The 21,264-nt window shown below is 74.3% G+C and carries 18 protein-coding genes and 1 pseudogene; 9 read left to right on the forward strand and 10 right to left on the reverse strand.

Annotation, left to right across the window (positions count from 1 at the left end):
- Window positions 1–135 precede the first annotated feature (135 nt).
- Genes ABZS66_RS49575 through ABZS66_RS49595 form a run of 5 tightly spaced genes read left to right on the forward strand, consistent with a single transcriptional unit; the run spans window position 136 to window position 4,986 of the window.
- Window positions 136–1,245: a 3-dehydroquinate synthase II gene (locus ABZS66_RS49575; RefSeq protein WP_354770046.1), complete on the forward strand. Its 1,110-nt coding sequence runs from the start codon at window positions 136–138 to the stop codon at window positions 1,243–1,245.
- Complete coding sequence (locus ABZS66_RS49580) at window positions 1,242–1,991, forward strand: amidohydrolase family protein (protein WP_354770047.1); 750 nt, start codon at window positions 1,242–1,244, stop codon at window positions 1,989–1,991. Before ABZS66_RS49575 ends, ABZS66_RS49580 begins: the two co-directional genes overlap by 4 nt.
- Entirely contained in the window at window positions 1,988–3,256 is a 1,269-nt protein-coding gene (locus tag ABZS66_RS49585; protein WP_354770048.1) for an AMP-binding protein, read from the forward strand. Before ABZS66_RS49580 ends, ABZS66_RS49585 begins: the two co-directional genes overlap by 4 nt.
- 21 nt (window positions 3,257–3,277) lie before the next feature.
- Window positions 3,278–4,354, forward strand: a complete 1,077-nt coding sequence (locus tag ABZS66_RS49590; RefSeq protein ID WP_354770049.1) for an FAD-dependent oxidoreductase — start codon at window positions 3,278–3,280, stop codon at window positions 4,352–4,354.
- Window positions 4,348–4,986 (forward strand): isochorismatase family protein, encoded by a 639-nt coding sequence (locus ABZS66_RS49595; RefSeq protein WP_354770050.1) that lies wholly within the window; start codon window positions 4,348–4,350, stop codon window positions 4,984–4,986. The genes ABZS66_RS49590 and ABZS66_RS49595 overlap by 7 nt, the downstream gene beginning before the upstream one ends.
- Here ABZS66_RS49595 and ABZS66_RS49600 read toward each other — a convergent pair.
- The 8 genes and pseudogenes from ABZS66_RS49600 to ABZS66_RS49635 form a co-directional block, all read right to left on the reverse strand.
- Window positions 4,972–5,151, reverse strand: a pseudogene (locus tag ABZS66_RS49600) (helix-turn-helix transcriptional regulator); the annotation flags it as partial. The gene ABZS66_RS49595 and the pseudogene ABZS66_RS49600 overlap by 15 nt on opposite strands.
- Before the next feature lie 379 nt (window positions 5,152–5,530).
- Window positions 5,531–6,211, reverse strand: a complete 681-nt coding sequence (locus ABZS66_RS49605) for a Crp/Fnr family transcriptional regulator (protein WP_354770051.1) — start codon at window positions 6,209–6,211, stop codon at window positions 5,531–5,533.
- A 17-nt stretch (window positions 6,212–6,228) separates the two neighbouring features.
- Window positions 6,229–6,711, reverse strand: coding sequence for a class F sortase (locus ABZS66_RS49610; protein WP_354770052.1), 483 nt, complete (start codon window positions 6,709–6,711; stop codon window positions 6,229–6,231).
- Between the two features lie 314 nt (window positions 6,712–7,025).
- Window positions 7,026–7,670: a hypothetical protein gene (locus ABZS66_RS49615; protein WP_354770053.1), complete on the reverse strand. Its 645-nt coding sequence runs from the start codon at window positions 7,668–7,670 to the stop codon at window positions 7,026–7,028.
- 333 nt (window positions 7,671–8,003) lie between these two features.
- A complete protein-coding gene (locus tag ABZS66_RS49620; protein WP_354770054.1) occupies window positions 8,004–10,949 on the reverse strand; it encodes a carbohydrate binding domain-containing protein in 2,946 nt (981 codons plus the stop codon).
- A 303-nt stretch (window positions 10,950–11,252) separates the two neighbouring features.
- On the reverse strand, window positions 11,253–14,129 hold the full coding sequence (locus tag ABZS66_RS49625) for an Hsp70 family protein (protein WP_354770055.1): 2,877 nt from the start codon (window positions 14,127–14,129) through the stop codon (window positions 11,253–11,255).
- The gene (locus ABZS66_RS49630) at window positions 14,126–14,776 is read right to left on the reverse strand and encodes a nitroreductase family protein (RefSeq protein ID WP_354770056.1); all 651 of its coding nucleotides are present in this window, start codon (window positions 14,774–14,776) and stop codon (window positions 14,126–14,128) included. Before ABZS66_RS49630 ends, ABZS66_RS49625 begins: the two co-directional genes overlap by 4 nt.
- 5 nt (window positions 14,777–14,781) lie before the next feature.
- Window positions 14,782–15,381, reverse strand: a complete 600-nt coding sequence (locus tag ABZS66_RS49635) for a DedA family protein (protein WP_354770057.1) — start codon at window positions 15,379–15,381, stop codon at window positions 14,782–14,784.
- A 261-nt stretch (window positions 15,382–15,642) separates the two neighbouring features.
- Here ABZS66_RS49635 and ABZS66_RS49640 point away from each other — a divergent pair, with 261 nt between their 5' ends.
- The 3 genes from ABZS66_RS49640 to ABZS66_RS49650 are packed head-to-tail and all read left to right on the forward strand — an operon-like array spanning window position 15,643 to window position 18,799.
- Complete coding sequence (locus tag ABZS66_RS49640; protein WP_354770058.1) at window positions 15,643–16,905, forward strand: ABC transporter substrate-binding protein; 1,263 nt, start codon at window positions 15,643–15,645, stop codon at window positions 16,903–16,905.
- On the forward strand, window positions 16,902–17,870 hold the full coding sequence (locus ABZS66_RS49645; RefSeq protein WP_354770059.1) for a sugar ABC transporter permease: 969 nt from the start codon (window positions 16,902–16,904) through the stop codon (window positions 17,868–17,870). Before ABZS66_RS49640 ends, ABZS66_RS49645 begins: the two co-directional genes overlap by 4 nt.
- Window positions 17,871–17,875: 5 nt before the next feature.
- Window positions 17,876–18,799 carry a carbohydrate ABC transporter permease gene (locus ABZS66_RS49650; RefSeq protein WP_354770063.1) on the forward strand — a complete coding sequence of 308 codons (924 nt, stop codon included), beginning with the start codon at window positions 17,876–17,878 and terminating at the stop codon, window positions 18,797–18,799.
- Here ABZS66_RS49650 and ABZS66_RS49655 read toward each other — a convergent pair.
- Window positions 18,739–19,341: a hypothetical protein gene (locus ABZS66_RS49655; RefSeq protein ID WP_354770060.1), complete on the reverse strand. Its 603-nt coding sequence runs from the start codon at window positions 19,339–19,341 to the stop codon at window positions 18,739–18,741. The genes ABZS66_RS49650 and ABZS66_RS49655 overlap by 61 nt on opposite strands.
- 60 nt (window positions 19,342–19,401) lie before the next feature.
- Between ABZS66_RS49655 and ABZS66_RS49660 the strand changes: the two genes are divergently transcribed.
- Complete coding sequence (locus tag ABZS66_RS49660; RefSeq protein WP_354770061.1) at window positions 19,402–19,836, forward strand: hypothetical protein; 435 nt, start codon at window positions 19,402–19,404, stop codon at window positions 19,834–19,836.
- Window positions 19,837–19,974: 138 nt separating this feature from the next.
- On the opposite strand, the gene ABZS66_RS49665 is transcribed toward ABZS66_RS49660, so the two are convergent.
- Window positions 19,975–21,264: CHAT domain-containing protein (locus ABZS66_RS49665; RefSeq protein ID WP_354770062.1), on the reverse strand; the 1,290-nt coding region annotated here is incomplete at its 5' end.

A 21,264-nucleotide genomic window follows, 5' to 3' on the forward strand; every position in this document is an offset into this window, starting at 1 on the left:
CGGCGGAGGCGACCTCGATGACCGAGTCGAGGCCGAAGCCGATGAGTGCCGTCGAGTCTTCACCGCCACCGACCCGGCCGCCATGGCGCGCCGCGTCGCCGCGGTGGTCCACGACCGCACCCCGGCGGTGGCCCGATGAGCGACGTCAAGCAGTGCTGGATCGACGTGCGCGGCGCCGGCGAGCTGACCGCCGCCCTCTGCCAGGAGGCCGTCCACCTGGGACTCGACGCGATCGTCGCCGACGACCCGGCCGTTCTGGCCGGGCTGCCGCCGACGGTCACCCGCGTGCTCGTCGCCACCGACGCGCACGACGAGCCGGGCTCCGGCGACCTGAAGGCCGACCTGGTGCTCGTCACCAAGGGCGACCCGGCCGCCTACGCCGACCGGCACCCGGGCGTGCGGGTCGGCGCCTACGTCGACGTCACGGACCCCGAGTCGCTGCAGGCGGCGTGCGACAGCGTGCGCCGCGACCCGGTCACCGTCCTCGCCTTCCGCGACCCGACGAACATCCCGCTGGAGATCGTCCTCGCCGCCGCGGCCGACGCCCACGGCCTCATCGTCACCGCGGTGCCGCGGGCCGACGAGGCCTCGGTGTACCTGAGCATCCTGGAGCACGGCCCCGACGGGCTGCTGCTCGCCCCGCAGGCCCCCGGCGAGGCCATCCGGCTCAAGGAGGCGGTCGAGCGCCGCTCGCCCGACCTGGAGCTCACCGAGCTGACCGTGACCGGCATCCGGCACGCCGGCACCGGCGAGCGGGCCTGCGTCGACACCTGCACCTACCTGCGCCAGGACGAGGGGATCCTGGTCGGGTCCCGGTCCAAGGGCATGGTGCTGTGCGTCAGCGAGACCCACCCGCTGCCGTACATGCCGACCCGCCCGTTCCGGGTCAACGCCGGCGCCATCATGTCCTACACGCTGGCCGACCACGAGCACACGCGCTACCTCAGCGAGCTCACCGCCGGCGCGACCGTCCTCGCGGTCGGGGCGGACGGCCGCACCCGCCTCGTCACCGTCGGCCGGGTCAAGATCGAGACGCGGCCGCTGCTGTCGATCGACGCCGTCGCGCCGTCCGGCGAGCGGGTCAACGTCATCGTCCAGGACGACTGGCACGTGCGGATCCTCGGCCCGGGCGCCACCGTGCTCAACTCGACCGAGCTCAAGCCGGGTGACAAGATCCTCGGCCACCTGCCGCGGCGCGAGCGGCACGTCGGCTACCCCATCGACGAGCTGTGCTACGAGCAATGATCGTCGACTTCCACGCCCGGCTGGCGCCCCGCCCGGGCGCCACCGAGGCGCTGCTGGCGGCGATGGACGGCGCGGGGATCGCCCGCGCCGCCGTCGCCCCCGGCGGCCTGCTCGACCTCGACCGGCTCGCCGACCAGATCACCGACGGCGGCCGCAGCGACGCGCCCGTCGACAACGACGCCCTGCGCGCGGCCTGCGCGGCGACCGGCGGGCGGCTCGTGCCGTTCTTCCTCGCCGACCCGCGGGCCGACGTCGAGCGGTACCGCGCCGCCGCCGGCGACTACCGCGGCCTCGAGCTGTCGCCGGCCGTCCACGGCTTCCGCCTGGACGAGCCCGCGGTCGCCGACCTGGTGCAGACCGCCCGGCGCGCCGGTCACCCGGTGTACATCGTCACCCTCGGAAGGCCCGGGACACGCCCCGCCGACCTGGCCCGCCTGGCCCGGGCCAACCCCGGCGTCGCGTTCGTGTCCGGCCACTGCGGGCACACCGGCCTCGACACCAGCGGGCTCACCACGCTCGCGCCCGTGCCCAACGTCCACGCCGAGCTGTCCGGCTGCCTCACCGTCACCGCCCGGCTCGCCGTGCGGCGGCTCGGCGCCGACCGGGTGCTGTTCGGCACCGAGCACCCGCTGCAGCACCCCGCGGTCGAGCTGGCCAAGCTCGACGCCCTCGAACTGACGCCTGCCGAACGGCGCCAGGTGGCAGCCGGCAACGCCCTGCGCCTCCTGGGAGAGGACCTGTCATGACCAACCCCCAGCTCGGCGACTGGTCGAGTTTCGAAGCGCTCCACAAGTTGCAGCAGGAACGGCTGCCCGAGCTGCTCGACGCCGCCGCCCGCTCGCCCTTCTACCGCCGGCGCGGCGTCCCGGCCACGCTCGCCGAGGCGCCGCTGACCACCAAGGCCGACCTGCGCGACGCGTACCCGTTCGGTCTGCTGGCCACCGGCCGCGAGCACCTCGCCACGTACCACGAGTCGAGCGGCTCCAGCGGCGCGCCCACCGCCTCCTACTACACCGAGCGCGACTGGCTCGACCTCGCCGAGCGCTTCGCCCGCAAGTGGGTCGGCATCACGCCCGCCGACATGCTGCTCGTCCGCACCCCGTACGCCCTGATGATCACCGGGCACCTCGGGCACGCCGCGGCCCGGCTGCGCGGCGCGACCGTCGTGCCGGCCGACAACCGCACGCTCGCCATGCCCTACTCGCGGGTCGTCCGCGTGCTGCACGACCTCGGCGTCACGCTCAGCTGGTCGCTGCCCACCGACACGCTCGTGTGGGCCGCCGCGGCGACCGCCGCCGGCTACCGGCCCGGCGTCGACTTCCCCGCCCTGCGCGCCCTGTTCGTCGGCGGGGAGCCGGTCAGCGCCGCCCGCAAGGCGCGGATCGCGGCGCTGTGGGGGGCGCCGGTCGTCGAGGAGTACGGCGCGACCGAGACCGGCACGCTGGCCGGCGAGTGCGAGCACGGGCGGATGCACCTGTGGGCCGACCGTGCGATCTTCGAGGTGCTCGACCCGGACACCGGACGCCTCGCCGGCGAGGGGCGCGGGCAGCTGGTGGTCACGCCGCTGTACCGCGAGGCGATGCCGCTGCTGCGGTACAACATCGAGGACGACGTCGAGGTGTCCTATGTGGACTGCCCGTGCGGCTGGGCGCTGCCGACCGTCAGCGTGCTCGGGCGCACCGCGTTCAGCGTCGGCGGCCTCACCCAGCTCGGCCTGGAGACGCTCGTCTTCGAGCTGCCCGCCGACCTCGGCGTGCTGTTCTGGCGGGCCCGGCCGAGCGGCGGCCGGCTCCGCGTCGAGATCGAGGTGGCCGAGCGGTACCGCACCGCCGCCGTCGCCGCCCTCACCACCGCGATCGGCCGGACGTACGGCATCGAGGCCGACGTCGTCGGCGTGCCCACGGGCGGGCTCGTGCCGCACGGCCTGCTGACCGCGACGGCCGACGTCATGAAGCCCCGGGGGCTGTTCGCCGAGGGCGAGGACTGGGACAAGGCACTGCGCTACTACTGAGCTCTTCCGGAGGGGGACGGCATGGACATCGCGGTCGTCGGCGGGGGGATCGCCGGCCTCACCACCGCACTGGCACTCACCGCGCAGGGGCTGCCCTGCACGGTCTTCGAGCGCTCGGACAGCGCCGGGTCGGAAGGCTTCGGGATCCAGCTCGCGCCGAACGCCGGGCGGGTCCTCGACCGGCTCGGGCTCGGCCCGGCGCTCGACGCCGTCGCCGTCCGCCCGGTCGCCCGCGAGCTGCGCCGCTGGGACGGCACCCTGCTGGCCCGCACCGAGCTGGGGGAGGCCGCGACCCGCCGCTACGGCGCCCCGTACCGGCTGCTGCGCCGCGCCGACCTGCTGCGGGTCCTCGCGGCGGCGTTCCCCGGACCGGTCCACCACGGCCGCCGGTGCATCGGCGTCGAGGAGTTCCGCGGCGGCGTCGAGCTGCGCTTCGCCGGCGGCGGGCGGTACCGGGCCGCCGCCGTCATCGGCGCCGACGGCCTGCACTCGGCGATCCGCGGCTGCATCGCCGTCGACGACGAGCGCCCCACCGGCTTCGCCGCCGTCCGCGCGCTCGTGCCGGCCGACCCCGGGGAGGAGCCGCGGATCGTCGTGCGGCTCGGGCCCGGCGGGCACCTCGTCACCTACCCGGTCGGCGGGGGCCTGCGCAACGTCGTCGGGATCCTGCCCACCGGCGCCGACCCCGCGACCTTCTTCGCCGCTGCCGGGCCGCTCGCCGCGGACCCGGCGTCCTTCTCCGCCTTCGCCGGGCCGCTCGCCGTCGACCCGGCGTCCTTGTTCGCCTTCGCCGGGCCGCTCGCCGGCGGTGTCCCGGCGCCGCTGCTCGACCGGCCGCCGCTGCCGAAGTGGCACCGCGGCCGGCTGGCCGTCGTCGGCGACGCCGCCCACCCCATGCTGCCGTTCCTCGCCCAGGGCGCCGCCCAGGCGATCGAGGACGCGGCCGCGATCGCCGCCGCGCTGCGCACCACCCGCGGCTTCGACGCGTACGAGGCGCAGCGCCGGCCGCGCGTCGAGCGGGTCGTCGCCGCCGTGGACGCCGGCCGTCACGGCGCGCCCGCCACCCTGCCCGACCACGATTGGATCTACGGATGCTGACAATCCAGCCGTACCCGATGCCGACCGCCGCCGACCTCGCCCCCGGACCGGCCGGCTGGCGGCTCGACCCGCGCCGCGCCGCCCTGCTCATCCACGACATGCAGGGGTACTTCGTGGGCTTCCTGCCCTCCGGCGCATCACCGACGACCGAGCTGCTCGCCAACATCGCGGCGCTGCGCGCCGCCGGCCTGCCGGTGATCTACTCCGCGCAGCCCGGGCGGATGAGCCGGGCCGACCGCGGCCTGCTGCACGACGTCTGGGGGCCCGGCATGACCGACGACCCGGCGAACCGCGACATCGTCGACGCCCTGGCGCCCGGGCCGGACGACCTGGTGCTGACGAAGTGGCGGTACAGCGCCTTCCACCGCACCCGGCTCGCCGGGCTCCTGGCCGAGACCGGCCGCGACCAGCTCATCGTGTGCGGGGTCTACGCCCACCTCGGCTGCCTGCTCACGGCCTGCGACGCCTATGCACACGACATCCAGCCGTTCCTGGTCGCCGACGCGGTGGCCGCGTTCAGCGCGGCGGACCACCGGCTCGCCCTCGACTACGCGGCCCGGGCCTGCGCGGTCACCCTGACGACCGCGCAGGCACTCGACGCACTGCGGGATGACTGCTCACTGCGGGTATGACGCCAGCTCGACCCGGGAGACGATGCCGAGCTTCCGGAAGATCTGGCGCAGGTGGTAGTTCACGGTGTGCGGCGAGCGGCCGATCCGCCGGGCGATCTGCTGGTTGGTCAGCGCGCGGCCGACCAGCCGGGCGATCTCCCGCTCCTGCTCGCTCAGCACGTCCCAGCGCGGCCGGGTGAGCTCCCCGCGCAGCGCGACGGCGACCGGCCGGGGCAGCGACGCCTCGACGTGCGCCCGCACCGTCTCGTGGCTGAACATGAGCACGTCCCCGGCGCCGGTCACGAGCCCGGCGGCCATCGCCTCGTCCACCGCCGGCAGCAGCGCCGCCACCCGGCACTCCAGCAGTCGGGCCAGCTCGGCCAGCCCGAACACCGGCCCGATCGCCGACGCCACCTGCAACGCGTGCCTGGTCGGCACGGACAGTGTGGCGAGCAGCGCCCCGGTCTGCTCCCCTTGTTGGTGGTCCCCCTCGCGCATCGCGCCCCTCCTCGTCCTGACTCCCACCCCGATGGTGCGGCGGACGGGTCGCGAAGACCTGCTCGAATCAGGGGATCTCGCCGAGTTCCCGCAGCGCGTCCAGGTCGAGGAGGGTCAGCCGGCGGTACCCGGTGCTGATCAGGCCCCGCCCGCGCAGCTCCTGGATCGCCTTCTGCACCGTCGCCGGGCCGATCGCGATCATCGTGGCGAGCTCCGGCTGGCTCAGCGGCACCCCGATCTCGACCCCGCCGTCGCGGCCCGGGCGCCCGCAGGTCCCGGCGATCTCGACGAGCAGCCGGGCCAGGCGCACGTGCGCCGGGTACACCGCGAAGTCGATCCGCCGCCGGTTGGCCCACCGCAGCTGCTCCGCCACCCCCGCCGTGACCCGCAGCGCCGCGTCCGGGTGCCGGCGCAGGAACGCCTCGAAGTCGGCCCGCGTCACCACCCCGGCGACCACCCGCCCGCACGCCGTCACCGTCGCGCTGCGCGGCTGGTCGGTGAGCGCCCCGATCTCGCCGACCACGTCGCCCGGCGCCCGGATGCCGAGCAGCGTCTCGACCCCCTCGACCGAGGTCGTCACCTTCACGAAGCCGCTGAGGATGAGCTCGACGTGACGCTCCCGGTCGCCCTCCCGCAGCACGACCCGCCCCGGCGCGAACTGCCGCCGCACGCTCAGCCCGACCACCTCGTCGGCGGTCGCGGGCGGCAGCCCGCCGAGGAACGTGTTCGGCGCCCACTCGGTGGTCACGCGACCACCTTAGGCCCTCACCCGGCGGCGGTCAGGCGCGCCGACACCACGATGTTGCCCTTGTACGTCCGGTGCAGCCGGTCGAACGCCCCGCCGCAGGTCACGAGCCGCAGCGCCGGGTAGCCCACCGGCCCGTACACCTCGTCGGTCGGGAAGTCCGACTTCGGCACCTCGACCACCTGCTCCACCGTGAACGTCGCGACGCTGCCGTCCGCCCGCCACACGGTGGCGGTGTCGCCGGGCCTGAGGTCGCGCAGCCGGTAGAACACGGCCGGCCCGTCAGCGGCCGTGTCGACGTGCCCGAGGATGACGGCCGGACCGCTCTCGCCGGGGGTACGGAGGTTGCGGTACCACCCGGCCGGCGCGTCGGCCTCCAGCGGCGGCACGGCGACGGTACCGTCGGGGTTGAGCCCGAGCGAGATGAGCCCGGTGTCCACACCGATCGCCGGGATGCGCAGCCGCACCGGCACCGACGCCCCGAGCCCGCCAAGGCCCCGCACCCCCGCACTCCCGACTGCGGCCGAGTCGGTGGCGTGGCTCACGGCGGGGTTCGCGGGCTGCGAAGGCACGGGCCGGGCGGCTTCCGCGGCCGGTGCCGTCACCGATCGGGGCGGCGCGGGACTGGCCCCGACGATGATCAACACGAGCCCGGCGACAGCCAAGGCGATGGTCAAGGCGTCGAGCCCGCGCCGCCGGGTGGGCGGTTCGCCCTCATGATCGTGGGAAACATCTGGCTGTCCCAGCGACCGGATGTTTCCCATGATCATGGCGGCCGTCACCCTGAAGCGGGTGGCGTCGGGGCGGCGCATCGGGGTCAGGACTCCTCGGCCCGGGGACGGATCCGGAACACGAACAGGGCGGCCGCGGCGAGGAGCAGGACGATGCCGCCCGCGGCCAGGGCCGGGTTCCGCATCGCGAGCCCGCCACCGCCTCCGGTGCCCGGCGCGCCGCTCGGCGTGACGTCCGAACCAGCGCCGCCGCCCGCCGCCCCGCCGCCCGCCGAGGCCGAGATCCCGGCCCCGCCGCCCCCGGCGCCCGCGCCACCGTCCGCGGAGGCCGAGCCACCGCCGCCCGCGCCGCCTGAATCCGCGCCCGCGGAGGCCGAGCCGCCGCTGCCCGCGCCACCCGAGCCGCCGCTAGCCGTGCCACCCGAGCTCGCGCCCGCAGATGCGGAGCCCGCACCGCCCGCGCCACCCGCACCCGCGCCCGTCGAGTTGCCGGAGCCCGATCCGGACGGGGCGGCGCCCGGCGACGTGGAGCCGGCGGTGCCGGCCGGGGCGTTGCCGGGGCCTCGGGTGCCGCTCGCCGACGGGGCCGCGTGCTCGTCGCCGGGGCCGGGCCACGTGCAGTACGCGAGCAGCGCCAGCAGGATCACGATCAGCGCCGCCGCGGCGGCCGCCACCGCGGTGCGGTTGCGGGAGGAGGGTCTGGCGTGTGCCCGCCGCGCCGGTTGGGACATGGCACCGATCCCTCCGTGGAAGTGTTGCGTCCGTGGTACCCCGACCGTCCATTTCCATAACGGTCGATCGCGTCGCGGTGGGGTCCGTCGTACGGACAGATTCCCTGGTCCAGGGGGCGAACTCAAGGGCGAACCGCCGGTGACCCGTCCGCCGGCCGGTCCGATCTTGCGACGATTGGCCGATGGAGACGGACGACGACCACGACGCCGCCGTGCCGACCGGCGGCAACTCGCTCATGATCATCGGGGTGCTCGGGATCCTCGTGATCGTCGGCTTCCTGTACAGCGCGATGACGGGATGAGGGCGCCGGGACCCGGCGCCCTCATCGTGGATCAGCGCAGGTACGGGCCGTCGGACCCGACCTTGCCGGGCGCCGGGTTGCCGGGCAGGCTCAGCACGTACACCCGCATCGCCCCCTTGCCGGAGACCGTCGCGGTCAGGGTGCCGTTCGTGACGACCCTGACGTCACCGGTGACCGCGTCGGTGTAGGTGCCGTTCGGCACGCCGGTGAAGGTCGCGCTCGCGGAGATGGCGACCAGGGCGAAGCTGTCGACCGTCCCGCCGGTGTACCGCCGCTTGAACGCCATCGGGCCGCCGCTGACGCCGTCGGTCGAGTACTGGCCCATCTGCAGCGCCGGGACCGCGCGGCGGATCTGGTTGAGCCGCTGGAGGTGCCTGACCAGCGGCTGGCTCAGCGTCGTCGCCACCTGGCCCGACACCGACGACACCACCCCGTAGCCGGACGCGACCACCGTGCCCTGCAGCTTGTCGCCGTAGTAGGCCCGGCCGGTCGTCGCGAGCGGGCAGGTCGGTCCGCAGTCGATCCGCGCGCCCTTCTGGAACTCGATCTCCGACCCGTAGTACAGCACCGGGACCCCGCGGAACGTCCACATCAGGTTCATGTTCTCGGCCCAGGCGTCCGTGCCGCCGGCGTAGCGGGTCGAGGACTTGTTCGGGCCGTAGTCGTGCGAGTCGACGTAGACGGCGTTGTACGTCGCGTCGTTGACCGAGTCGTCGGAGTCCTTCCCGTTGAGGAACGCGTTCGTCGCGTCGCCGAAGTTCATGTGCATGCGCATGTCGATGATGTTCATGCCGGAGAACTGCGAGCGGTCCGGCGCGTGGTAGGCGTTGCCGGTCAGGAACGCGTTCGTGGTCGTGGGCTGGTTGCCGGTGCCCATCGTGTTCTCGTAGTTGAACTGGTCCAGCGCCGCCTGCACGTCGTTGTCCACATAGGAGCGGCGCTCCTTCCAGGTGAAGAACTGCGCCGAGTGGTTCACCGAGCCGCGGTTCCACTTGTCGTTGACGAACGCGCCGACCTCGCCGAAGACGTAGAAGTCGGCGGCCTTCGCCGCGCCGTACTTCTGCACCAGGCGCTGCTGCAGGGCGGGCAGGAAGCGGCGGTTCCAGGTGACCCGCGGGATGTGCACGGCGGTGTCGACGCGGAACCCGTCGACACCCATGTCGATGTACTTGTTGTAGGCGCCGATGAGGTACTGCTGGACGATCGGGTTCTCGGTGTTGAGGTCGGCCAGGTCGTCGTGCAGCCAGCAGGACCGCGAGTCCTCGCCCTCCCAGTTGCCGATCCAGCACTGGTGGTACAGGCTCGCCGGGAACATGCCGGACGTCGGGCTCGGCCACTGGCAGTTGTGGATGGTGTACCCCTCGGGGCTCTTCGCGCCGGTCGGGGTACCCCAGTTGCGGCACGTGTTGCCGGCCGGCTCGGCCGTCGACCACAGGTCGCCGTTGTAGGGGCGGCCCAGCGCGTTCTCCTCCAGCGGGTCGTACTGCCTGCCCGGCACCGGCGATGAGTACATCCAGTCCCACTGGCCGTCGCGGGCGCCCCACACGGGCGGCACGAACAGGCCGTTCGCGCCCCAGCGGGAGCTGTGGTTGTAGACGACGTCCTGGTAGATCTTCAGGCCCTTGGCGTGGGCGGCGTTGATCAGGTCCTGGTAGGAGGCGCCGGGCGACTCCAGCCGCGGGTCGACGCGGTAGAAGTCCCAGCCGTGGTACCCGTGGTAGTCGTAGTCGGAGCGGTTGAGCACGACCGGCGTGATCCAGATCGCCGAGAACCCGAGGCCCTTGATGTAGTCGAGCTTGTCGACCAGGCCCTTGAAGTCGCCGCGGAACATCGGGTCGTTGGTCGCCGCGTTGCCCGACGCCGTGTGCTGGCTGCCGCCGCGGTTGTTCGAGGCGTCGCCGTCGTAGAACCGCGCCGTGAGCACGAAGTACACGCTCTCCTTGCGCGGGTCGCCGCCGAGCATCTCGCCGCCGGCCGGCAGCGGTGGCGCGTCGCCGGTGGTGACGGTGACCGGCGTCGACGCCCCCGACAGGTTGCCGGCCGCGTCGACGGCGCGGACCGTGTACGTGTAGGCCGTCCGCGGTGCGAGGCCGCCGTCGATGTAGCCGTTGTACGCGCTGGTGAGCTCGGTCCCGCCGGGGCTGCGGAGGATTTTGTACCCCGTGACGCCGCGGTCGTCGGTCGAGGCGGTCCACGCCAGGGTCACCGTGACCGCGTTGTCCCTGTCCACGGTCGCGGTCACGCCCGCCGGGGCGCTCGGCGCGGACGTGTCGGGCGGCACGGCGGTGCACGGGTCGGTGGCCCCGCCGGTGACGACCCCGCCGCTGACCTTCGTGGTGCCGGCCGCGATGCGGTAGTTGGCGCCGCCGTTGTTGTCCCAGCTGCCGATGCCGTTGGTGAACACGGCCTGCATGCCGGTCGCGGCGCCGAGCTGGACCGTCTTCTTCACCCAGCCGGCGCACGCCGTCTCGTTCATCGGCACGCCCGGCACGGCGGTCCACGCCTCCCCGTCGGGCGCGTAGTGGATGTTCGTGACCGGCCAGGACCTCCCGGCGGTCGAGTAGAAGACGGTCGCGGTGTTGCCGCCCGGCTGGGGCGTCGGCGTCGCGCACGGGTCGCCGGTGGTGGCGGTGCCGCCGGTGATCGTGACGGCGCCGGTACCGATGCTGTAGTTGGCGCCCGAGTGGTTGTCCCACGTGCCCGCGCCGTTGTTGAACACGACCTGGGCACCGGTGGCGGAGCCGAGGTCCAGGGTGCGCGTGTACCAGCCGGCGCAGCTGTCCGCGCTCATCGGCACACCCGGCACGGCGGTCCACGCGCCGCCGTTCGGCGCGTAGTGGATGTTCACGGTGGACCAGGCGGCGGGAGGCTTGTAGTGGACGGTGACGGTGGTCGCGGCGACGGCGGGCACGGCGGTGAGCCCGGCGGCCGCGACGGCCAGGACGGTGGCGAACAGCAGGAGACGTCTGAGGGGCACGGTGGGGCTCCCTTGCTTCATCGATGCGGTGGCGGCCGACCGAGGTACAAGGCGTTGCAACGCGTGCGAAAGAGCGTCGCCGTATCCATTCACGGTTGTCAAGCCGCTTGCAGCTTTTCCCGCCCCGGCGCGAGCTGTAGCGCGTTGACCAGCGATTACGTGCTGGAAGAAGCGCAAGAACTTTCAATGATCGACATCAGTGGCGGGCCTCACCGGTCGCCTTGAACGGCCCGAGGACGATCCCCCGCGGCTCCGTGCCCCGCGCCCGCAGCGCGAACTGCTGCCCCGGCTTCAGGGCGACCTTCAGCCGGAGCGGTGCAGGGGGACCGGGAGCGTCGAGGCGGGGCCCGCGGACTGCGCCGCGTCCTCGGCCGTCACGGTGTCGACGACCACGGTGCGGACGCTGCCGGTGACGCGGTCGCGGGCGGTGACGGCCAGGATGCCGTTGGCGTCGATGTCGAACTCCAGCTCGATCTCCGGCAGGCCCTTCGGCGCGGTCGGGAGGCCGGTCAGCTCGAACGCCGCGAGCGGGCGGTTCGACGCCGCCACCGGGTGGTCGCCCTCGCACAACCGGACCAGCAGCGACGTCTGGCCGTCGGTGCCGGTGGTGACCAGCGTCCAGGCCCGGTGCGGGATCGGGGTGTGCCGGGGGACCAGGATGTGCTGGGCGCCGCCGGCCAGCTCGAAGCCCAGGTCCAGGCCGGTCGTCTCCAGCACCAGGGTGTCCTTCACGTGGCCGGTGAGGATGCCGGCCTGCAGGGCAGCGCCGGTGACGACCGCCTCCGGCGGGAGGCCGCGGTACGGGGCCCGGCCGCCGGTCAGCCCGCGCACGAGGTCGGCGACGGCCGGCATCCGGGCGGCGCCGCCGGTCAGCACGACCCGGTCGACGTCGGCGATCGGCACACCTGCGGCGATGACGACCCGGTCCACCGGGCCGCGGCAGCGGTGCAGCAGGTCCCGGGTCTGCGCCTCCAGCGCCGAGCGGGTGAGCGTCTCGGTGACGTGGACCGGCCCGGCGGCCGAGACGCCCAGGTACGGCAGGTGCAGCTGCGCCGAGCCGGCCGCCGACAGCTCGATCCGCGCCGCCTCGGCGGCCTCGCGGAGCCGCGCGAGCGCGGTGGGCTGCGCGGCGAGGTCCAGGCCGTGGTCCTGGCGGACCTGCTGGGCGATCCGCTCGGCGATCCGCCGGTCCCAGTCGTCGCCGCCGAGGTGCTGGTCGCCGGCGGTCGCCCGGAGATCGACGACGCCCTCGCCGAGCTCCGCGAGGGCCACGTCCAGCGTGCCGGCGCCGAGGTCGACGAGCAGCACGATCTGGTCCTCGCCGTGGTGGGCGCCGTGGCCGAGCAGCGCCGCCGCCGGCGCGGAGATCACCCGCAGCACCGGCAGGCCGGCCCGCCGGGCCGCGCCGGCCAGGGCGAGGCGCTGGACCTGGTCGAACGACGCGGGCGCGGTCAGGACCGCGCCGTGGATCGGGCCGCCGAGGTGGGTCTCGGCGTCGGCGTGCAGCCGTGCGAGCAGGACCGTCACGAGATCCTCGGCGGTGTACCGGACGCCGGCCCGGTCCAGGCTCCAGCCCGTGCCGAGGAGCAGGGTCGGCGCCCGCACCGTGTGCTCGGGATTCGTGAGGGCCTGCCGGGCGGCCGCCGCGCCGGTCAGCGTCGACCCGTCGGCGGTGACCGCCACGATGCTCGGGGTGCTCAGCGCGCCCTCGCCGTTCGGCACCGGGACGGCCCGGCCCCGCTCCAGGACGGCGACCGCCGACTGCCCGGCGCCCACGTCGACGCCGATGACGGCGCCGCCCGCCGGCCCGGGTGCGCCCGGCAGGGCGCCGAGGCCGCTGGCGTACCACAGCTCCCGCGCCCGCCGGGCGAGCGCCGGGTCGGCGTCGCCGACCAGCCCGAGCAGCAGCGTGCAGGCGGCCGTGCGCACCGACGGGTCGCCGCCGCGCAGCAGCCGGCCGGCCAGGTGCAGCGCCTCGTCGCGCCGAGCGACCCGCTCGTCGGCGGCGGCCGCCCGCAGCTCGGTCACGTCCCCGGCCGCGGCGGGCCGGTGACCGGCGCCGACGCTCGCCCGGCCGGCGGCGGGCGGGGCCGGCTCCGACTCGGCCCGCAGTGCGCCCTCGGCGACGACCAGCTCGGGCTGGTCGAGGGTGGTGGGGGCGACCCGCAGGGCGCGGTGCAGCAGCGTGGCGGCCAGCGGTACCCGGGAGGCCCCACCGACCAGGAAGACGCCGGCCAGGTCGTCCGGCGCGACGCCGACGGAGCGCAGCACGGTGGCGGTGAGGGAGGTGGTGCGCTCCAGGTAGGGCCGGGCGAGCGCCTCGAACTCGGCCCGCGTGACGTGGACGTCGGCGTCGACGAGCGGCACGTGCAGCTCCGCGGACGGCCGGCGGGAGAGCTGCTCCTTCACCGCGCGGGCGTCGAGCTGGAGCTGGTGGCGCACCCGCCGCTCGGAGGTGGTGCGCGGGCGGTCCAGGGCGGCCCAGCCCTCGGCGGCGCCCGGCCGGTCGGCGGTGAGCGTCCGGACGTGCTCGACGAGGGCGGCGTCGAGGTACACCCCGCCGACGTCGGCGAGGCCGTCGTGCGCGAGGACGGTGAAGCCGGTGCCGGCCCGGCGGACCACGCTGACGTCGAAGGTGCCGGCGCCCAGGTCGTACACGACGAGGCAGCGGCCCTCGGCGAGCTCGTGGCCGAGCCGCTCCGCGTAGAAGGCGGCCGCCGCGACGGGCTCCGCGACGAGCCGCACGGCGCCGAGGCCGGCCCGCGCCGCGGCCGCGGCCAGGATGCCCCGGCGCAGCCGCCGCCAGCTGCTCGGGTGGGTCAGCACCACCTCGGCGGGCGGCTCACCGGCGACCCGGCGCGCCTCGGCGGCGACCCGGCCGAGGACCGCGGCGATCAGGTCGCCGACCGGCACGTCCCGGTCGGCCAGCCAGACCGTGCCGTCGTCGACGCGCTGCTTCGGGTACGGCTCGAGGCCGTGCGGCAGGCCGACCGCGGCCCGCTCGGCGTCGCCGCCGGTGAGCAGCTCCGCGTCCGGGTCCGGGCCGGCGAACACCCCGGAGCCCAGCAGCGGCGAGGCGTCGAAGAGCAGCTGGCGCACCTGCCCGCGGCGGTCCTCCAGCACGGCGACGGTCGTCGACGTGCCGAAGTCGACGGCCAGCCGCGATTCCGGGCGGCTCACCAGCGGTCGAGGTGGAGCACTTCGTCGAGGGGCTGGCGGGCCGCCGGCTGGAAGGTGTCGCCGGTGTAGTACGCGGTCGGGATCAGCGCCGCCTGCCGGACGTTCGGCGGGAGCCCGAGGATGCCGGCGACCTCCTCCTCGTGGTTGAGGTGCAGGGTCGTCCACGCCGTGCCCAGGCCGCGGGCCCGGGCGGCCAGCATGTAGCTCCACGCGGCGGGCAGCACCGAGCCCCACAGCCCGGCCTGGCTGCCGTCGCCGAGCCGCCCGGCGCGGCCCACGGTCAGGCACGGGATGACCAGGACCGGCGCGTCACCCATCCGCGCACCCAGCCAGGCCACGCTGTCGCCGACCCGCTGCTGCACCGCGGAGCGGCCGGGGTCGTCGGCGAACAGCTTGCCGGCCGCGCCGGGGGAGGCCAGGTAGGCGTCGACCGCCGTGCGGTACACGGCGCCGATCCGGGACCGCTGGCCGGGGTCCGTCACGACGATCCACTGCCAGGTCTGCCGGTTCGAGCCGCTCGGCGCCTGCAGCGCGATCTCCAGGCACTCCCGGACCAGCTCCAGGGGCACCGGCCGGCTCAGGTCGAGCCGCCTGCGCACCGTGCGGGTCGTGGTCAGCAGTTCGTCGGGCGACAGCGGCAGCACCATGCGGCTCATTCTGCCTGCCGCAGCCGGCGCACGACGAGCGCCACGACGCCGGCGCCGAGCAGGACGGCGACGACGGTGCCGGCCGGCGCGGTGTAGCGGTCGATCTCCTGCCAGCGGTCCGCGAGCAGCCAGCCGGCCCCGATGAACAGCGCGTTCCAGACGCCGGAGCCGGCGGCGGTCAGCGTGACGAAGCGCCGCAGCGGCATCCGCTCGACACCGGCCGGGATCGACACCAGGCTGCGCAGCACGGGCACGCACCGCGACCCGGCCACGAACCACGACCCGTACCGCGCGAACAGCCGGTGCCCGCGCTCGAGGTCGCGCCGGCTGGCCAGGACGAACCACCGCTTCCCGGCCAGCCGGTGCAGCCGCTCGTAGCCGAGCCGGGCACCCAGCCAGTACAGGACGAGCGAACCACCCACCGCGCCCAGCGTCGCCGCCAGCCACACGAGCAGCGGATGCATGGCCCCGGACCGGGCCCGGAACCCGGCCAGCGGCAGGATCAGCTCGGACGGGATGGGCGGCACGAGGGTCTCCAGCGCGATCAGCAGCCCCACTCCGACGGGCCCGAGCAGGTCGATCGTCGCGAAGATCCAGTCCGTCATCGCCGAAGCCTAGGAGATCATGCTGAATGATGCCTGGGAGCAAGGTAACCGACCGCGACGCTTTCATCGCGGTGTGATGAAAGCTCATCCGTACGGCGGCGGTAAGTGGCCGATCGACGTGCGGTAACGGACCGGAGGTGCCATCACCAGCGGTGCGCTCAAAGCAATACCGTCCGTGCACGACATACGCGCGCCGCCCCGCCGGATGGAGTAGCCGCCGCCTGCGCGCGTTCCCTGGGCACCCCTGTGGAGGGAACCGACGTGTGGAAAGGCCGCTTGGCGATCGCGTCGCTCCTGTTCGTGTCGCTGCTCGCGGGACTGTCGATGTGCGCCATCCGCGGCGCCAGCAACGACCAGCTCGAGGTGTACTCCTGGTGGACCGGCCCCGGTGAGGAGGAGGGCCTCGCCGCCATGGCGAAGGCCTTCGAGGCGGCCAACCCCGGCGTCCGGTTCGTCAACGCGGCGGTCTCGGGCGGCGCCGGATCCAACGCCAAGGCGATCCTCGCCAGCCGCCTGCTGGCGAACGACCCGCCCGACTCCTACCAGCGCCACGCCGGCCTGGAACTGCTCGACGACGTCCGCTCGGGCAAGGTCCACGACGTCTCCGACCTCTACGACGAGCAGGGCTGGCGCGACGTCTTCCCGAAGGGCCTGCTCGACAACCTGACCATCGACGGCAAGATCTACGCCGTGCCGGTGAACATCCACCGGGCCAACCTCCTGTGGTACAACCCGAAAGCCCTCAAGGAGCTCGGACTCCAGGGTCCGCCGAAGAACTGGGCGGAGTTCCTGGCCCAGGCGGAGACCATCCAGGCGCAGGGCAAGGTGGCGCTCGCCGTCGGCCCGGAGTGGACGCAGAAGCACCTCATGGAGACGGTGCTGCTCGGCGAGCTCGGCGCGAACGGGTACGAGTCGCTGTTCAACGGCAACCTCGCCTGGACCGCGCCGCAGGTGAGCGCCGCGCTCGACACGTTCGCGAAGGTCCTGGGGGTGTCCGACGTGAAGTCGGCCTCCGGCGACTGGCAGCCGCAGATCGACCGCGTGGTCCAGGGCTCGGCCGTGTACGCCGTCATGGGCGACTGGGCGTCGAACTACCTGGAGCAGACCAAGAAGCTCAAGTTCGGCGAGACGTACGGGGCGGTCGCCTCGCCCGGCACCGACGGCATCTACGACTTCCTCTCCGACTCGTTCACCCTGCCCACCGGCGCGCGCCGGCCCGACCTGAGCCGCAAATGGCTGATCGAGTGCGGCTCGGCCGACGGGCAGAACCTGTTCAACCCGCTCAAGGGGTCGATTCCGGCGCGCACCGACGCCGACGCCGCCCTGTACCAGGGGTACCTCGGCTGGGCGCTGCAACAGTGGCGCGACCCGAAGACCCGCATCGTCGGCTCGCTGACCCACGGCGTGGTGGCGAACAACGCCTACAACGCCGAGATCGACTCGGCGCTCGGCCTCTTCGTCCAGCACGGCGACCTCGGCAAGTTCGCCAGAACCGTGCAGCAGCAGTTCCGGGAGACGCAGTGACCGCTCCGCTCCATGTGCCGCGGCACTCCTCGGAGGCCCCGGCCCCGCGGCCGCCGCAGCGGCAGCGCAAGCCCCGCAAGCAGCGCGGGCCGGCCTGGCTCGCCGGCCTGCTGCTGGTCTCGCCGTCGCTGATCCTCATCGGGATCTTCGTCTACGGCTTCCTCGGCTGGAACGTGCGCGTCTCGTTCTCCGACTGGAAGGGCCTGTCGCCGTCGTACGACTTCGTCGGCTTCGACAACTACACCAAGCTGTGGCACGACGAGCGGTTCCGGGCCGACGCGCGCAACCTCATCGTGTTCACCGTCGTGTTCGTGGTCGGCTCGCTGCTGCTGGGCTTCCTGATGGCGATGCTGCTCGACAAGGGCGTGCGCGGCGAGGGGTTCTTCCGCGGCGTGTACCTCTTCCCGATGGCGATCTCGTTCATCGCGACCGCGATCGTGTGGCGCTGGCTGCTCGACAACGGCACCGGCGAGGACACCGCCGGGCTCAACAAGCTCTTCGCCGCCGTCGGCCTGGACTTCCTGCGCAGCGACTGGCACAAGTCCGACTCGATGTGGGCGATCGCGGCGGTGGCGCTGCCCGCCGGGTGGGCGCTGTCGGGGTACGTCATGGCCCTGTTCCTGGCCGGCATGCGCGGCGTGCCGGAGACCCTGCGCGAGTCGGCCCGGCTCGACGGGGCCAGCGAGTCGCAGATCTTCTGGCACGTGGTGCGGCCCGCGCTGCGGCCGGTCATGTTCAGCGCGCTGCTCATCATGGTGCACATCTCGCTGAAGGCGTTCGACCTGCTGTACGCGCTCGACCAGGGCAACCTGCGCATCGACACGCCGTCGCTGTACATGTGGTTCACCACCTTCGACGGCGGCTTCTACGACCGCGGCGCGACGATCGCGACCGTGCTGCTCCTGGGCGTGGCGCTGGTCGTCGGTCCCTATGTCTGGTACGCCCTGCGCACGGAGAGGCGGTGACCGCGATGGTACGGGCAACCGCCGTCGTTCCCCGGCACACGCAACCGCGGATCCCGCCGCCGCTCACGGCCGCGCCGCCGCCGCGGCGGATCCGCTCGCCGTTCGTGTCCCGGTTGCTGCGCTACGCCGCCCTGTGGGCGCTCGCGGCGTTCTTCCTGATGCCGGTGTACGTGCTGGTCGTGACCTCGTTCAAGAACCCGGCCGACGTCAGCGTGACCCGCATCTGGGAGCTGCCGACCAGCTTCTCGCTGACGAACTTCGGCGAGGTGTGGCCGAAGCTGGCGTCCGGCTTCCGCAACAGCCTGTCGCTGGCCATCCCGGCGTCCCTGCTGTCCTCGCTGCTGGGCTGCGCCAACGGGTTCGTGCTGTCGAAGATCCGCTTCCCGTTCGCCAACGTGGTGTTCCCGCTGATCCTGTTCGGCATCTTCGTGCCCTACCAGGCGATCATCATCCCGGTGTCGCAGACGATGACGTCGGTCGGCCTGCGCGGCGGCGGCGACCCCAGCGGCGGCCTGTTCGGCCTGATGCTCATCCACATCATCTACGGCCTGCCGATCACCACGCTGATCTTCCGCAACCACTTCGTGGGGCTGCCGAACACGCTCCTGGAGTCGGCTCGGCTCGACGGTGCGGGCATTTTCCGGACATTTGTCGATTTAGCGGTACCGCTGGCGAAGCCGGCCTTCGCGGTCAGCATCATCTGGCAGTTCACCTCGTCCTGGAACGACTTCATGTTCGGCGCGATGATGACCAGCCGCGACTCGTGGCCGGTGACGATCGCCCTGAACAACGTGGCCGGCGGCCAGGCGATCCCGTTCGGCCAGGCGATGGCGGGCGCCCTGCTGGTCAGCCTGCCGACCCTGGTGATCTACGTCCTCCTGGGCCGCTTCTTCATGCGGGGCCTGCTGGCGGGCACGCTCCAGGACTGACTCGGCGTCCGGCTTCGCCCGAGCAGCGCGGCGGCGATCGCCGCCGCCGCGAACAGCCCGAAGGCGACGGCGGCCACGATGTCGAAGATCCGGCTCTCCAGGTCCGCGGCGAGCCGGGGGCCGAGCACCCCGCGGGGGTCGGCGACGACCTCCAGCGGCGTGCCGGGCGGGTACTCGGCGGTGTCGCGGTACTCGCCCTCGACGTCGGCGAGCGTGTAGTTGTACAGGCACCGTCCGTCGCGGTTCTCGGAGCAGGTCGCGGACATGACGACGGTCGAGGTCCGCTCGCCGGCGTACCGCATGTACCAGTCGCCGGGCACGGCGTACGCGGCCGGCAGCAGCGCCAGCATGGCCGCGAAGGCGACCCAGGTCGGGCCGGTGCGCCCCTTGCTGATGGGGTACAGCAGGAACGGCGCCGCCAGCAGCGCGACCGTCGGCACCGCCGCGACCAGCCACCACCACGAGGAGCCGAGCGCGCCCGCCGCTCCGGCCACCAGCCAGACGACGGCGGTGGCGACGATCAGGGCGACGGCTCGAACCATGATCCGATTCTGTGGGGTGCCGGCCGCCGGCGCTGTCGTGCTTCTGCTACACAATGTCGCATGAAACGTCTCCGATGGTGGTCGATCGGCGCCGGTGTGGCCGTCGTGGTCGCGGTGGCCTTCGTGTTCGGGCTCGGCCTGCCGCGGCGCACGGCGTTCCTGGCCCGCGAGGCGCCGAACGCGTGCGCGCTGATGGCGGAGGGTGCGTCCCCGTTCGGCGGCGCGTCGGTCTGCACCCCGCTCGGCCGCCGCACGCCGCCGTTCGGGCACCCGGACGGCCAGGTGTTCCTGCTGCTGGAGACGTCGACCGGCCCGGCCGCGGTGCGCATCGACTACACCGGCACCGGCTCGGGCGACTACACGGCGACCGCGGTGGAGATCCCGACCTGGGAGGCGCCCGGCATCTCCCACGACACCGCGGAGCGCATCAAGGAGGGCATCAACCAGCGCGGCGGCCTGAAGACGGTCCCGTGGGTGGTCCACGGCGCCGCCTGACGTGCTGCTCGCTGCTCGGCCCGCCGGCGGTCGCGCTGGCTGGTCACCGGCGCGGCGGCGGCCGCGCCGCCGGGTCCACCGGCGCGGCGGCGGTCGTGCAGGCGGGTCACTCGCGCGGCGGCGGTTCGCCTCGGCGGGTCACCAGCCGGCGCCGAAGCAGACCAGCGGGGGTGGGTCCTCGTCCGGGCCCAGGCCGGCGATCGCCTCGGCCAACGCGGCGGCCGGCGGCAGCCCGTGGCGCAGGCCGGCGTGGTGGGCCGGGGCGATCCGGCAGGCCACGGCGTCGGACAGCAGCGCCACGCCCGCGACCACGCTGCGCGCCCCGCTGTGCAGCATGGCCACGGTCATCCCGAGCGTCTCGTCGCCGGGCCGGGCGCCGGCCAGGCCCAGCTCGCAGGCCGACAGCACCACGTGGGCGGGCAGCCGGGGCAGCCGCTCCAGGTCGTAGCCGAACAGCGGCCCGTCGGCCAGGTCGAGGTGCGAGAAGAGCGGGTTGTCCGGCTCGTGGGTACCGTGCGCCGCCACGTGCAGCACATCGGCCCGCCCGGCGGCGTCCCGCACCTCGGCCGTGGTCGCCGCGACGTTGACCGCACCACCCCCGACCGCAGTGCCGCCGCGCTCCGCGAGGTCGGCCGCACCGCCCCCGGCCGCCGTGCCGCCGCGCACCGCGAGGCCCGCCGCAGCGGTCCCGGCTGTCGCGCCGCCGGGCTTCGCGAGGTCGGCCGCCGCGGCGCCGAGGGACCAGACGTCGGCCAGCAGCTTGAGCTCCTCGCCGGCCCGCGCCACGCCCGGGCCCGCGGCGAGGGCCACCACCGGCGCCGGGGGCAGCGCGGGCCCGGTGCGGGCGGCGAGCCAGGCGGTCACCGAGGGTACGACGGCGACCGGCCGCCCCCGCAGCGCCGGCAGCAGCGACCACGGCATCGGCGCGAGCGGCGCCGACGGTGCCAGCAGCAGCGGCCCGGCGGCGACCGCGCCCGCCAGCGGCGCCCACAGCATCCGGTCGAGGCGGGCGAGGGCGGACCGGCTGGCCGCGCGTACGGTGGCCCGGACCGGCTCGGGCAGCGTGTCGAGCGCGAGCGCGTCGAGGTCGTGCCGCAGCCGCCGGTGCGCCTCCAGCACCGGCGCGGCGTCGCCAAGGTCGAGCAGCGCCTCCCGCCGCCCGGTGACGACGAGCGCGACGAGCCGGTCCCCGGTGATGAGGTGCGCGACGAACGTGGCGTCGGCCTCGGCGAGCCGAGCGCGCAGCGCCCCGAGCGACGCGGGCGCGGTGGTGTGCGCGGGCCCCGGGGTGTACCACGACCGCTGCCGCACCTGCTGCTCCAGCCGCGCGCACCGGGACCGCAGCCGCGGGTCGGCGCGCCCGGCGAGCAGCTGCCCGCGCCTTGACCGACGGCCTGGGCCTCGAACGGGCGCACACCGTCGTCGAAC

The sequence above is a fragment of the Dactylosporangium sp. NPDC005572 genome (assembly GCF_040605515.1).
Taxonomy (GTDB): domain Bacteria; phylum Actinomycetota; class Actinomycetes; order Mycobacteriales; family Micromonosporaceae; genus Dactylosporangium.

What these genes read in the sequence shown, in the direction of transcription:
- ABZS66_RS49655 (WP_354770060.1), bottom strand. Translation starts at nt 19,341, where the DNA reads ATGGTTCGAGCCGTCGCCCTGATCGTCGCCACCGCCGTCGTCTGGCTG.
- ABZS66_RS49580 (WP_354770047.1), top strand. Translation starts at nt 1,242, where the DNA reads ATGATCGTCGACTTCCACGCCCGGCTGGCGCCCCGCCCGGGCGCCACC.
- ABZS66_RS49630 (WP_354770056.1), bottom strand. Translation starts at nt 14,776, where the DNA reads ATGGTGCTGCCGCTGTCGCCCGACGAACTGCTGACCACGACCCGCACG.
- ABZS66_RS49590 (WP_354770049.1), top strand. Translation starts at nt 3,278, where the DNA reads ATGGACATCGCGGTCGTCGGCGGGGGGATCGCCGGCCTCACCACCGCA.
- ABZS66_RS49595 (WP_354770050.1), top strand. Translation starts at nt 4,348, where the DNA reads ATGCTGACAATCCAGCCGTACCCGATGCCGACCGCCGCCGACCTCGCC.
- ABZS66_RS49615 (WP_354770053.1), bottom strand. Translation starts at nt 7,670, where the DNA reads ATGTCCCAACCGGCGCGGCGGGCACACGCCAGACCCTCCTCCCGCAAC.
- ABZS66_RS49660 (WP_354770061.1), top strand. Translation starts at nt 19,402, where the DNA reads ATGAAACGTCTCCGATGGTGGTCGATCGGCGCCGGTGTGGCCGTCGTG.
- ABZS66_RS49575 (WP_354770046.1), top strand. Translation starts at nt 136, where the DNA reads ATGAGCGACGTCAAGCAGTGCTGGATCGACGTGCGCGGCGCCGGCGAG.
- ABZS66_RS49585 (WP_354770048.1), top strand. Translation starts at nt 1,988, where the DNA reads ATGACCAACCCCCAGCTCGGCGACTGGTCGAGTTTCGAAGCGCTCCAC.
- ABZS66_RS49650 (WP_354770063.1), top strand. Translation starts at nt 17,876, where the DNA reads ATGGTACGGGCAACCGCCGTCGTTCCCCGGCACACGCAACCGCGGATC.
- ABZS66_RS49635 (WP_354770057.1), bottom strand. Translation starts at nt 15,381, where the DNA reads ATGACGGACTGGATCTTCGCGACGATCGACCTGCTCGGGCCCGTCGGA.